We start from the raw sequence: 13,453 nt of genomic DNA on the forward strand, positions 1-13,453 counted from the left end.
TTCCTCCATTATTTTAATTTCTCTTGCTCACGCTTTTCTTCAATACGATGTTCTCGGGTTAAAACTAACTTAGCTTGTACAAAAGTTGGTTCATCGATTACTTGAGCCTGCCTCAAATGATCGAGTTCCAAGGCCATTAATTCAATATCCCACATTCTTTTGCCAACGTAAACATAAATTCCAAATTTTTTAAGTAATTGCTGGACATCGTATAGGGTTTTCATAAATGCAACACCTCTTACATTATAAAGGATATTAAATCAGATTAAAACCGCTATAAAGCATTAATCCAAAAACTACGATTAACGCTCCAGCCGCTGTAATCCTTTTTAACTTCGAAACACTTCCAACTTTAGGTACTCCTAGTACATAGGCAATCAAAAAACCACCAAATAGGCCACCTAAATGCCCTGCTAAATCAATGTTACCCAAAAAGCCAAAGGCTATATTCAAAATTACTAGCGCCAAAAACTGGCGAGCCATCAACCGAATATAAACGTTCTCTCTAAAGGCTTCCCCCAACATTAGGTAAGCACCAAACAAACCAAATAAAGCAGTTGAAGCTCCCGCGGAAACACTATTTGGATTGAAGACAAAGCTAGCTATATTCCCACACAAACCACTTACTAAGTAAATTAATAGGTAACGACTAGCACCAAATAAATACTCAATCTGCATTCCAATAAAGTAAAGAGTTACCATGTTGACAACGATATGCGTCAAACCAATATGGATAAAAACCGGAGTAATTAACCGCCACCATTGTCCCATTAAAATATACTCATTTACCTTCGCACCGAATTTGATTAAAACTAAAGGGTTAGTGCTCCCTCCCGCTACAGTCATTAGGATGTAGACCACGATATTTGCAACAATCAAGCTAATCGTAACAAGCGGACGTTTAATTTGCACGTTTATTTTCCTCCAAATTAATCACTTCTTGAACTTGAATATCCGTTGGTTCAACTTCCCACTGAACTTGCGCAAAATAGCGGCTCTTATTAGCTAAAGCGATGGTTTGGCCAGAATAATCCGCCAAATAACGATCAAAAAAGCCCCCACCAAAGCTGAGTCGGTCGCCTGTAGGCGTGTACGCTAATCCCGGAACTACAATTAAATCTATCTGTTCTTTAGCTAGCTGGTGATAGTTGGCCGTCGGTTCCAAAACCCCAAATTTACTTCTTGTAATTTGAATTTCAGGCGTCAATTCCACAAATACCATCTGCCTTTTAGGTAGAGTTTTAGGCACGCATACCCGCTTGCCAGCTTGAAAAGCAGCCATAATCATCGGTTTGGTATCTAACTCTTCAGGCTGACTAAGTGTTAATGCAACCACTTTAGCTTCCTGCCACTTTTTAGTTGCAAACAACTTCAAATACAAAGCCAATTCTTCCTTTTCTTTTTGCCAGGTATCAGCTTGATCTATCAGTCGTTGCCGTTGTTCTTTTCGAAATTCCACTTTGGTCTGCATGCCAAACATCCCTCCCTAAAATAAAAAAGGCTGAGAAAACACCTTTCCCCAGTCCTTTACGCAATTAAATCATCAAAGCTAATCAATGATAGTTATTATTTAGTTTCACGGTGTAATGTAACTTTACGATCGCGTGGGCAGTACTTCTTTAATTCTAAGCGATCTGGGTTGTTACGTTTGTTTTTGCTTGACAGATATGTTTGTTCATGGCATTCTGTGCATTCTAATGTAATGTTTACACGCATGTTTCTAACCTCCAAACTACGTAGCGTATATATTCAAGTAGGCATACTTCTGCCTTCAACGTTTATTATCATATCATCTTTTATATGCCTTTTCCAGTCTTTTTTCTTAAAATGTTAAGGATTTTTCCTTGACACCTTTTTGTTTGATAAATTCCATCTTGTACTAGCTTTCCTAAAACTTTTAAGCTATAATCAAATAAAAATTAAAATAAGGTGTGATTATCATGACTAAAATTCTAATGTTATCTGTTAGACCCGACGAACAAGCTGCCATTAAAGCTTGGCAAGACCGCCATCCTGGCGTAGAAGTTACTACGGCCGCTTGGGAACTAAGAGCTAGCACGGTTGATCAAACAGCCGGCTTTGACGGTCTCGTTATCCAACAACGCTACAATATCGAGGCTGAAGTCTATCCTAAATTAAAAGCTTTAGGTTTCAAACAAATTAGTGCGCGTACCGCTGGCTTCGATGTCTTAGATCTTAATTTAGCTAAGCAAAATAACTTAGTGGTCACTAACGTTCCAGCTTACTCACCACACTCAGTCGCAGAACTCGCCTTAGCTCACACATTACGCTTAACTCGAAATTTGGAACTTTTCGATGACCGCGCAAGCCGCCAAGATTTCCGTTGGGCTGGTCTTCAAGCTAAAGAAATTCATTCACTAACCATCGGAATTATCGGGGCAGGTCGTATTGGGGGCACAGCTGCCCGCCTCTTCCACGCCTTAGGCGCTAAAGTTATCGCTAATGACTTGGTAGAAAACCCTGAATTAAAAGACGTGCTGACTTACCTTCCGTTTGAGGAAGTCTTAAAACAAGCTGACGTTGTTAGCTTGCACGTTGACTTAAACGAAACCACTCATAACCTAATTGATGAACACGCTCTTAGTTTAATGAAACCTACCGCCTTTTTAGTAAATGAATGTCGTGGCCCGGTGGTTGACACCGACGCTTTAATTAACGCCCTTGAAACTAAACAATTAGCCGGGGCCGCTTTAGACACACTAACCGGCGAAGAAAACTTCTTCAACTTCAACCTTGAAGGCCAAGCTCTTCCTAGCCAACAATTGGTCAAACTACGAGCAATGCCTAATGTTGTCATCACCCCACACGTTGGTTTTTACACAAATATTGCAGTTCAAAATATGGTTGATATTAGCCTTGATTCTGCCCTGGCTGTCCTTGAAGGCCAAAAACCCACCACACAAGTTAATTAATTTTCAGCTAAAAATGCACGGCCCAAAACCAATGAGCCGTGCATTTTTTATACTTATTTCGCTTTGTTAGTAACTACCATTAGATTTTCTAGTTACCGTCATTACTACTGTCCGTAAAACCTTCCGTTGTAATTACATCCTTCCAGAATGCTTCGTAGGTTTGCTTAGCAACAGACGCAACAACCGAACTGCTACTTGAAGTCCCCATTCCTGGGAAAACAACTGCCATCGCTACTTTAGCATCTTTAGACGGGCCGTACATAATCAAACTATTAGTAATGGTTTCTGCTGTTCCGTGGAAAGTTTGGGCCGTCCCAGACTTAGCGGAAACTTCAGGTTTCAAACTAGCGTAGGCACTCCCTGTTCTAAGTGACATTGATCCGTGTACCACTTGGTAGAAACCATTTTGAACAACGTTCCACTCTGCCCCAGAGGCCGAATAAACATTCAACACGTTAGGCTGGGCCTGGTAAACCGTCCGCCCTAATGACCCGTCCGCGTTACTCTCACGAATCGCCTCTAAGACGTGGGGTTGTAAGCGGTAGCCGCCGTTGGCTATCATCGAAACATACTGAGCTAATTGAATAGTCGTATAAGAATCGTAGTTCCCAAAGGACAAGTCTAACGCCTTACCTATGTTAGCCTGACTAGAAGCACCTGCGTATCCCAGCCCTTCACCTGGAATATCTATTCCCGTTTTAACCCCAAGACCAAACTGATTAAAGTTTTGCCGGAGCTTATCAAAAATCGACGAGGACATTGACAAAGCCCCACCTGGTACATACTTATAACCAGCTTCCAACATTGTCAGTTTCATCATATACGAGTTAGACGAAACTTCTAGAGCTTGAGCAGCGGTCAGCGACATACCGGAACCACCCGTTTTATTAAACCAAGATGTTTTAGGCGCAGTCCCCTTTAACTTAATCGGTTCATCGTAGAGGGTATTATTAGTAGGGGTAATTACTCCCGAAGTCAACCCCCCCATTACTTGGGCCCCCTTGACAACGGACCCCATAACAAAACTTTGGTTAATCGTCCCTAAGGCATTGGAGGTCACCTTCCCGGTGGATAAGTCGCGACTAACCCCTGCTAGAGCATAAATTCCACCTGTATTAGGATTAATGACGACCACATAGGCACCAGGCGCATACGGATTGCTACCCTTAATCCCATTGAAGCCATCCTCTAGATACTTTTGCACTTCATTTTGGAACTTTTCATTAATGGTTAAAACAACGTTATCGCCCTTTTTACCACCATACTTGGTAGTTTCCTTCAAGATTTTTCCATTTTGGGTTTCCACGTCAATTGTCTTTCTCGTTCCCTTTAAAATGTCTTCATAGCGAGATTCAAGGTAACTAGAACCGACACTATCATTTCGTGAATAACCCTTGGCTAGTAACTGGTTGATTGAATCATCCGGTAAACCGGTTTTTTCATTAGTTACCGTCCCGATAATACTTTTAACGGAAGTCCCATTAGGATAATCCCGGCGCCAGCTAGTACCGATTTTGACTCCGGCCATTTCCGACAGGTGTTCGCCAACTTCAGCCATTTCTTTGTCAGTAACACCCTCTGTTTTTAAATAAACGGTTGACAAGGCATAAGCCCCACTCATCTTACTATATAAAAGGGCGATTTCCTTTTGATTTGGACTTAAACTACCATACAACTTATTTTTCTTAACGTAATCCAACTGGGCCTTATATAGTGCTGACGGCGTCATCTTAGCCGCCCCAGGAATATGTTTATTGACACTTTTTTCATGTTGGGCTAAATAAAAATCAGCTTTATTAGTTGCCGTTAGATTTTTAGTTGGGACGCTAATAAAAGCGGCTAAATCCTTAGCAACTGCATACATTTCTTTATTAGTAACGTTTAGTGGCTTAGTGTAGGTGATTGCGCGCGCAGACTTATTACTTACTAAAACTTTACCGGTTGAATCATAAATTTGCCCCCGCTGAACGTTTTGAGTCTCAGTTTCCGTTTCACTGCTCGATACCTCGGATTCAAACATTGTTCCATGTAAAATTTGCAAATAAGCTAACTGGCCAATTAAAGCCGCAAATAAAAGAAACACAATTAAAAATAGGAAGTTTAACCTAAACGGAATTACCGACTTTTTTTGCTTGCGTTTATTATTGGTTTTTCTAACCTTTCTAAAAAATTCCAAAATAATTGCTCCTATCCTTTGCTAAGAGACTGTCATGCTTCTCTCAATTCGATTTTAACTAACAATTATCGTACCACAAAAATGGCTTGTACGGGGGTAAAGATTATTCTAAAAAAGCTTATATTTAAATTAATTTAGCCCTTCCTGCTATTTCAATCTATGTAAACTAGCTAGCACATATGCTATAGTTAGTAACTAAGGACTTATTATTTTGAGGTGTTGATTATGCAAAAGGTTCGTTCTTATTTCAAGGAACACTACCCCCTCTTACTTAGTTTTTGGGGACCGCTTTTATTAATGTTAGGCTACTTCATCTTCCGTAAGATGTATCCTTTCGGAACTAGTAGCATTTTAACAGTCGATATGGGCCAGCAATACGTTGATTTCTTTCAATTCTTTAGGAGGACCCTCCTAACTGACTCTAGCAATTTTTTTTATAGCTTCTCTAAAGCCATCGGCGGCGAGATGTTAGGCGAATGGGCTTACTACCTTTGCAGTCCGTTCAACCTGCTAATCTTACTTTTTCCAGGCAAAAGTATCATGGCCGGGATTATCGTTATCACACTGTGCAAGTACGCCTGTGCCGGTTATTGCTTTGGCCGCTTGTTACTCAAAAGAAAGATTCAAACCGGAATTTTAGTACCAACTTTTTCCACCGCTTACGCTTTTATGGGCTGGGCAGTCGCTAACCAACTCAACCTCCTATGGCTCGACGTCCTTGTCTTCTTACCCTTAATCATTTTAGGACTCTTAGATTTAATGGACACCAACCGGGGTTATGCTTACACCTTTTGGTTAGCCGCCTTATTATTTATTAACTATTACATGGCTTACATGGTCTGCTTGTTTTTAATCCTCTTTTTTGCTTGGTATGCACTTACTTCATTTACCGACGTTAAAAAACTTGGCAAACAAGTTGGACTGTTTGTGCACCGCTCACTCTTAGCCGCCGGCCTGGCCGCCTTCTTGCTCATCCCAACTTTTATTTCGTTAAAGGCAAGTAAGGGCCAATATACGACACAAACGATTCATTTTAAATGGGAGTATTTCCCACCAAAAATGTTAACCAAGTTAGTCTTGGGTGCCTTTGACTTTAAGCAAATGCCATCTGGTTATCCTAATATTTTCGTAGGTAGTTTGGTCTTATTTGCTTTTTTGCTCTTTTTCTTTAACCGCCGGTTTAAACTTAGCAGTCGCCTAGCCGCCCTGGCTCTCACTGGCTTTTTACTTGTTTCTATGTGCTTTGAACCACTAGATTTAATGTGGCATGGTTTTCAATTTCCGGTTTGGTACCCCTACCGCTTCTCTTTTTTACTATCGTTTTGGATAGTATTTTTAGCAGCTCAAGCCTTTAATAGCCCAACAGCCAGTCCAAAGTGGTGGCAAATTTGGGGCTGCTTTTTCATAGAGGCTGGCATTTTAGGTTACAGTTATACCGTTATGAAAAAGGTCTCTTACCTTAATCGAACTGTCTTAATTTTTTCCGCCCTATTTGCAGTGGCAACCCTACTCTTGTTGTCTATTAAACCGACTAAAACTAAAAACTTACGCAACCTTTGTTTATACCTCCTTGTTTTAGGAGAATTAGTTGCTAACGTTTGTTTTTCCTTAAATAATATCAGTTACCTTACCGCTAAAGAGTATAGTAATCCTAGCCAAGCCCTGACCCAAGACGCCCAATCCGTGCATAAACTTGACAACAGTTTTTACCGCACGGGTCAGACTTATAGTCGGACTCGAAATGATGGTCTAGCCCTTAACTTCAACAGCGGTAGTTACTTTAGTTCTGCTCTGGAAAAAGCGATTCCTGACTTTTATGGCCAAATTGGTAATCCTGATGGCGATAATTACGTCAGTTACTCAAACGGAACTTTAATTTCAGATAGTCTCTTAGATATGAAGTACTTCTTCAATCAAAAGGACAGTTCCGAACTTGAGCATAAAAGTGCCGATTTGAACTTAGCTGCCCTAACAGAAAAGCAGGACTTAAATCTCTATCGGTTGGTAAAAGACAATGTTTATAGTCGGATTTATCAAAACCCTTATGCCAGTGGGATTGGCTATTTAGCCGGTCCTAGTCTTAAAAGCCTACCTAGTCTGTATGATGATCCGGTTACCTACCAAACAAACTGGCTTAATGCTGTTACTAACACTTGGCCTACTACTAAGTACTTCACCGCTAAAAACTTTAATGAAGTTGTCTTCCAAAATACTAGCCAAACCATCAACCTAACCGGGGCAACTTTAAAGCGAAAAAAAGCCAACGCGGATGCCCAGGTTATTTTTAAGTTTGTACCTCAAACTAATAATTCATACTACCTAACTTTAGGAACTGGTCTCAACGGTGACAACGTTTCATTGTTCATTGGTAATCGGCCCCTTAGCTATTACAGCACCTTCCGCCACACTACGATTGTCAATATTGCCAACCACGCTAAGGGTCAAGAGATTGTTATTACTGCTCGCTTTAAAAAGCAAACCCTAAGCCTAAACAACTTTGTTCTTTACGAGCTAAACAATCCATTGGTTATCTCTAAATTAAAGCAGGTTCAAGCCCATTCCTGGCAGCTGAAACAATTTAACAACAGGAAGTTAAGCGGAACTATCACCGTGCCTAACAAAAATCAACTCTTCACCACTACTATTCCTTACAGCCAAGGTTGGCAAGCAAAAGTAGATGGAAAAGCTGTTAAAACTTTTAAGGTTCAAGACATCTTCCTGGCCCTAAATCTTCCTAAAGGTAAACATACCGTTAGCTTAAGTTACTGGCCCCCTTACTTTAACCTCGGGCTGGCATTAAGTATCTTAAGTCTAATTCTAATATTTATCCCTACCTTACTAAAAAGGTTCCTCAAACAAAACTAAAGAAGCTCTCCTCAGCTAGTTCTACTAGCGAGGAGAGCTTCTTTATTAATATTCCATCAAGGTTAACACGTCATAACCCTTCAACCTATCGCGGCCATTTAGTTGCTTTAATTCAATTAAGAATGCACACCCAACGACTGTCCCACCTAATTGTTCAACTAAATCAATCGTTGCTCCAATTGTTCCCCCAGTTGCCAATAGGTCATCTGTAATTAATACCCTTTGACCAGGTTTAACAGCATCTTTGTGCAAATATAAAGCAGAAGTTCCGTATTCTAAAGTATATTCGGCTTTAACCGTTTCCCGAGGAAGTTTTCCCTTCTTACGTGCAGGGGCAAAACCTACCCCGAGCTCATAAGCAACCGGGCAACCAACAATAAAGCCCCGTGCTTCCGGCCCAACAATCATGTCAACATTTTTATCCTTTGCAAATTGAACAATGCGATCAGTTGCTTGGCGATAAGCTTCACCATCTGCCATTAATGGAGATAAATCCCGAAAAATAATGCCCTTTTCAGGGTAATCTGGAATACTTGCAACATAATTATTTAAGTCTACTGCCATTAACTTTTTTCTCCTTTAAATATCCAAGCTTAATGCTTCAAAAATTTAGTCAAATATTGCGTTAAACTCGTAGAATTACTGAAAAGCAGGGTCGATTCCGCCTGCATTCTCAACTTGCGTGCTTGGTAACACTTAGCATTTTCTAACGCTTGTGCTTTAACATCCGGCACGTAATTCATCAATCCATTTTCTATTTTAACAAATCCTAATTCAAAAAACACCTGTAAGATGAAAATCAACAGCTCCCTGCGAATTTTTAGGTAGTTGGCTAACTCATCTAACCGTTGATAAATTGCTACGTTTTTATGACTAGCACTAAAGCGGTAAACAAGGGCAAACTGCTCTCGCGTTGGTAGTCCTAGTAGATAAGCATTATCTTGTTGATAAAACAGCAAGTAAAGCTTAGCAAACTCTAGTCTAGGCAACAAGGCTTCTAACTGGGTTAACGACTGCGGACAATCTACTAAATATAGCTCCTGGGCTTGGTAGGCATCATCAATTTCAGCAGCCAGTAGCGCGTTAGCCCCACTAGGTAAGAGTGGCGTCACCTTTTCTTTTAACTTAGCATCAAAGAAGATGTAACTAGCAACCTTAGTAAATAAAGACTTGCGTAGCTTGTTAGTTCTTTGATCAATAATTACCCCCTGACTCTTGTCTTGGTCAAGTTCTAAATCCTTAATCATGATTTGAAGTGAGACTTGGTTGCGCCACTTATTTTCGCTTAGTGTACCAACGAAGCGCAAAGCCTCACTATGCGCCACGATTGTAGTTACAGCTTGGTTACCCAAACTAAAAGCCACCCCGCTGATGCTTGGGCCTGCTCCACTCCCGCTTAATTCTAAGCGCAAATGATTATTTTCCTTACCAATCGCCTTAGCTGCAAGCGAATCATAACCTGTAATTAAAAAGAGTGGTTCCTCATTTTCAGTTCCAAACGGAGCCAGGGATTGCAACTGTTGGTAAAATGTCGGGGTAATTTGTTCCAACTTTAGTTCAGCATCAATATGCAAGGGCTGCTTGGCTTGGGCCGTCAATCCTTGAGTCTTAGCCTCAGCATTTAACTGAACTTGCAATTTAGGTAAACTAGCTTCAGCTATCGTTAGACCACAGGCCATCTCATGCCCACCAAATTTATCTAACAAATCACGTTGGTGGTCTAAAGCTGCAAATAAATCAAAGCCAGCCACTGAACGGCCAGAACCTTTAGCCAGTCCAGCTTCATTAACACTTAAGACTAAACTTGGTTTACCCGTCTCTTCTACCAACCGACTCGCAACGATTCCCAACACACCTTCGTGCCACCCGCGCTCATAAACTAGGTTTATGGCATTAGTGTCGTTAGCTGCTACCTTAGCCAGTGCTTGCGCGGTAATCTGTTCCACTAGCTCTTGGCGTTGCTGGTTATAAGCTTGGCAACTAGCTGCCAGTTGGTTAGCGGCAGTTAGCTCTTCAGTTGTCAGAAGTTCCACTCCTAATTTAGCCTGCGCAATCCGTCCTAATGAATTCAAACGGGGCGCCAACTGAAAAGCTATTGTTTGTTCGGTTAGCTCTTCTGGATTTAATTGTGCCAACTCATAAAGCGACTTTAAACCTAGACGTGGATTAGTTCTTAAAACTTCTAAGCCATACCTAACTAATAAGCGATTTTCCTTAACCAAAGGAACTAAATCAGCCACTGTTCCTAGCGCAACCAAGTCAAGCATATCACTAGGAACCTCGTCTAACAGAGCAGTTGCAACCTTAAAAGCTACTCCCACTCCAGCTAACCCACCAAACGGGTAATTACCTTTAGGGTGCCTTGGGTGGACAAGCGCATAGGCTGCGGGTAAAGTTGGTGGCAATTCATGGTGATCAGTTACTACCACATCAACGCCCTGGCTATTGGCATAATCAATCGCCTCATGACCAGCGACCCCATTATCAACGGTCACAATGAGCTGGGCCCCCGCTTCTATTAAACGCTGATAGGCAGCTTTATTAGGACCGTATCCATCCTTAAATCTATCAGGCACATAGTAGCTTACATCTGCACCTAATTGTTCTAAAGTAGAGTACATTACAGCCGTAGCGGTTATTCCATCAACATCGTAATCTCCATAAACGACTATCTTTTCTCCAGCAAACGCCGCCGTTTGGATTCGTTCGACTGCCTTATCAATATCATAAAGCAAAAACGCATCATTTAACTCAGAATCGCTAGGATGGATAAAATTTTCAATCGCGGTAGCAGTTTGATAGCCGCGCCGATATAAAATCTGAACTAAAGTTGCATCTAGTTTTGTTTCAGCGGCCAACTTAGCTATCACATTTTTATCAAGCTCTGCTTCTATTTGCCATTCATATTTGGAAGTTAACAACCTATCACCCAACCTATTTCTTATTAAAAATTCCACCAGCTAAATAGTCACCTAAAGTAGGAAAGGCATTATATAGGTGACTAGCTATTTCCATACTATACGGTAGATTCACTTCACGCTTATTGGTACCGATTGTCCTAATAACCTTCTTAGCCACCATTTCCGGTTGCAATACAATTTTATCTATACTCTTAAGATAGTTACCGGTTTTATCGGCTTTCTCAAAAAATGCCGTTGCAATTGGCCCCGGGTTAACTGTCGTTACCATAATTCCCAGTGGTTTTAACTCCAGGCGAAGCGCATTGGAAAAACCTAAGACGGCAAATTTAGTAGCTGAATAAATAGTTGATTTAGGAGTTGCTATCTTGCCAGCCATGGATGCGATGTTAATAATCGCCCCCCGGTGTCTCTTAGCCATCCTAAGCGCAGTATATTTACTCAAATAAATTAAACCTAAAACATTAACCCGAAACATTGATTCAATCGTCTGTTCATCAATTTGCAGTAAGTTTTCCATTAAACCAAAGCCAGCATTGTTAATCAAAACATCAATCGGACCAACATTGGTCTCAACCTCTGCTAAAACTCTCTCAATTTGATTTGGGTCTGAAACATCTAAGGTATATGCAAATGCCAATCTCCCCGAAATCTGCCGACAATTAGCTACCACCTCTTGCAACTTATCTAGTCTCCGGGCACAGGCCACCACAATTGCGCCCTTACTAGCTGCTTGATAGGCTAACTGTTCACCTAAGCCCCCGGAAGCCCCAGTAATTACTACTACCCTATTGCGGAGATTTTTTAACTCTTTATATCCAGCCATAATTCCACCTTCTTTACTTAACTTTTGGGAAACGGTACCTCAATCACATCGAAATCCTTGACAACTCTACTGTTAGCAAAGACGCTCTTTGCTTCTTGTTCTAATTGCTTAACAAGTGGGCCAACATACCGGGCAGAAATATGGGTTAATAGCAACTGTTTTACCCCTGCATTTTTGGCCACCTTGGCTGCCTGCAAAGAGGTTGAATGATAATAACTGCGGGCTAACTTTCCTTCACCCTTGCCAAAAGTACTCTCATGTACTAATACGTCTGCATCCTGGGCTAACTCACTGATACTTGCCGTTTGTCTGGTATCACCTAAAATGGTCACAATGCGGCCTTTTTTATCAGGACCAAGGTAATCTTTCCCATCCACGATTCGTCCATCATCAAGGGTGACAATCTGGCCAGCCTTCAACTGACCGTAAAGTGGGCCAGCCGGAATATTTGCTGCTTGTAACTTAGCAACCAGTAATTCACCCGGGTAATCCTTTTCCACAATCCGGTAACCCACGCTAGTAATCCGATGTTCCAGGTACTTAAAGGAAACGACAAACCTATCGTCTTCGTATAATACCCCTTCTTTGTCAAGTTCAACAAAGTTGATTTTATAAGATAATTTAGATTGTGAGATTTTCAAAGCACAATTAACAAATTCCTTAATGCCACGCGGACCATAGATTGTCAATGGCTCCATTTGGTCTCCACCTTGAAAAGAACGACTACTCAAAAAGCCTGGCAACCCAAAAACATGATCTCCATGTAAGTGGGTTATGAAAATCTTATCAATCTTCCGAGGCCGGATGTTAGTCCGTAAGATTTGGTGCTGGGTTCCTTCACCACAGTCAAATAACCAAATTGAGTTCCGTTCTTCTAATAATTTTAGCGCAATGCCTGTAACATTACGAAATTTAGCAGGCGATCCTGCCCCTGTTCCTAAAAATTCAAGTTCCATTGTCTAATTCCTATTCTAATTTACGCAAAGTAAATAATTCTTTATACGCTCAAGAGCGCAAACTATATCAATTTTATTCTAACATTTTTTCTCAATTAAGATAAAGGGCTTTTTACTTTTCCAAGTAAAAAGTCGTAGTTATAAAGAAAGTTGTCCTTCTTTATAACTACGACTTAACAATCGTGCTAGTAAGCTTTAATTAGTTTACAGCCACCTTGCTTTGGTCAAGCGCTACAGCTGCTTTTTGTGAAACCAAACCCAATTGTTCACTAGTGGCCTTTAAGCTAAGTTGCTCTTGCTTATTCAACTGACTGATTTGATCTTGATAGCTTGTTACTTCTTGGTTCAAATCTGTTACTTCAGCTTGCAATTCAGCAAGCTTTGACTTAGCATCAGCCTTTGACTTAGCATCTACTTCATTAGTTGCCTTAGCTGTCATCGCCTTTAAAGCTTTAGTCTTATTAGTTAGTTCTTTCACTTTAGCTTGTAAACGTTTTTGTAAAATAGCCACATTTTCACTATCATTATTGGTTGTAGTTGTTTGCAAAAAGTCAGCAGCTACAGCCTTCTTGCCTAGAGTACCGAATGTTATTAATCCAAATCCTAAAAAACAACAGATAATAGTCTTTGTTATTTTCATAATTATGTACGATGTCCTTTTCTTAATTTGTATCTATTTTCACATTAGCGATTAGAATCGTCAAGAACTATTTTAACTCTTATCCTTAATAAAGTAAATTCTTTTTTCGACAATCCCTCAATTAATTTAAGCAAAAATA

Annotated in this window: 12 protein-coding genes; 2 read left to right on the forward strand and 10 right to left on the reverse strand. The window is 40.6% G+C overall.

The window, feature by feature from the left end; all coding sequences use genetic code 11:
• Nucleotides 1-8: 8 nt before the first annotated feature.
• The 4 genes from N4597_RS08085 to rpmG all read right to left on the reverse strand — a co-directional run bounded on the left by N4597_RS08085 (nt 9) and on the right by rpmG (nt 1,716).
• Complete coding sequence (locus N4597_RS08085) at nt 9-224, reverse strand: YqgQ family protein (protein WP_050611197.1); 216 nt, start codon at nt 222-224, stop codon at nt 9-11.
• Between the two features lie 31 nt (nt 225-255).
• A complete protein-coding gene (locus N4597_RS08090; RefSeq protein WP_260905272.1) occupies nt 256-918 on the reverse strand; it encodes a rhomboid family intramembrane serine protease in 663 nt (220 codons plus the stop codon).
• Nucleotides 902-1,471 (reverse strand): 5-formyltetrahydrofolate cyclo-ligase, encoded by a 570-nt coding sequence (locus N4597_RS08095; RefSeq protein WP_260903334.1) that lies wholly within the window; start codon nt 1,469-1,471, stop codon nt 902-904. The genes N4597_RS08090 and N4597_RS08095 overlap by 17 nt, the downstream gene beginning before the upstream one ends.
• Nucleotides 1,472-1,566: 95 nt before the next feature.
• Nucleotides 1,567-1,716 carry a 50S ribosomal protein L33 gene (gene rpmG, locus N4597_RS08100; RefSeq protein ID WP_082174179.1) on the reverse strand — a complete coding sequence of 50 codons (150 nt, stop codon included), beginning with the start codon at nt 1,714-1,716 and terminating at the stop codon, nt 1,567-1,569.
• A gap of 224 nt (nt 1,717-1,940) precedes the next feature.
• Here rpmG and N4597_RS08105 point away from each other — a divergent pair, with 224 nt between their 5' ends.
• Nucleotides 1,941-2,933, forward strand: a complete 993-nt coding sequence (locus N4597_RS08105) for a D-2-hydroxyacid dehydrogenase (protein ID WP_172579701.1) — start codon at nt 1,941-1,943, stop codon at nt 2,931-2,933.
• Between the two features lie 88 nt (nt 2,934-3,021).
• Here N4597_RS08105 and N4597_RS08110 read toward each other — a convergent pair whose 3' ends face one another.
• Nucleotides 3,022-5,109 carry a peptidoglycan D,D-transpeptidase FtsI family protein gene (locus N4597_RS08110; protein ID WP_260903339.1) on the reverse strand — a complete coding sequence of 696 codons (2,088 nt, stop codon included), beginning with the start codon at nt 5,107-5,109 and terminating at the stop codon, nt 3,022-3,024.
• Between the two features lie 225 nt (nt 5,110-5,334).
• Here N4597_RS08110 and N4597_RS08115 point away from each other — a divergent pair, with 225 nt between their 5' ends.
• The gene (locus tag N4597_RS08115; protein ID WP_260903342.1) at nt 5,335-7,974 is read left to right on the forward strand and encodes a YfhO family protein; all 2,640 of its coding nucleotides are present in this window, start codon (nt 5,335-5,337) and stop codon (nt 7,972-7,974) included.
• Between the two features lie 45 nt (nt 7,975-8,019).
• Here N4597_RS08115 and N4597_RS08120 read toward each other — a convergent pair whose 3' ends face one another.
• From N4597_RS08120 to N4597_RS08140, 5 genes are all read right to left on the reverse strand, one after another.
• Entirely contained in the window at nt 8,020-8,538 is a 519-nt protein-coding gene (locus N4597_RS08120) for an adenine phosphoribosyltransferase (RefSeq protein WP_050611203.1), read from the reverse strand.
• 29 nt (nt 8,539-8,567) lie between these two features.
• Complete coding sequence (recJ, locus tag N4597_RS08125) at nt 8,568-10,895, reverse strand: single-stranded-DNA-specific exonuclease RecJ (protein ID WP_260903346.1); 2,328 nt, start codon at nt 10,893-10,895, stop codon at nt 8,568-8,570.
• Between the two features lie 13 nt (nt 10,896-10,908).
• A complete protein-coding gene (locus N4597_RS08130; RefSeq protein WP_089145016.1) occupies nt 10,909-11,718 on the reverse strand; it encodes an SDR family NAD(P)-dependent oxidoreductase in 810 nt (269 codons plus the stop codon).
• A 17-nt stretch (nt 11,719-11,735) separates the two neighbouring features.
• The gene (rnz, locus tag N4597_RS08135) at nt 11,736-12,674 is read right to left on the reverse strand and encodes a ribonuclease Z (RefSeq protein WP_260903351.1); all 939 of its coding nucleotides are present in this window, start codon (nt 12,672-12,674) and stop codon (nt 11,736-11,738) included.
• A 199-nt stretch (nt 12,675-12,873) separates the two neighbouring features.
• Nucleotides 12,874-13,314 (reverse strand): hypothetical protein, encoded by a 441-nt coding sequence (locus N4597_RS08140; protein WP_260903352.1) that lies wholly within the window; start codon nt 13,312-13,314, stop codon nt 12,874-12,876.
• Between the last annotated feature and the right edge of the window lie 139 nt (nt 13,315-13,453).

It is taken from the genome of Ligilactobacillus agilis, from assembly GCF_025311475.1.
GTDB classification, from domain to species: domain Bacteria; phylum Bacillota; class Bacilli; order Lactobacillales; family Lactobacillaceae; genus Ligilactobacillus; species Ligilactobacillus agilis.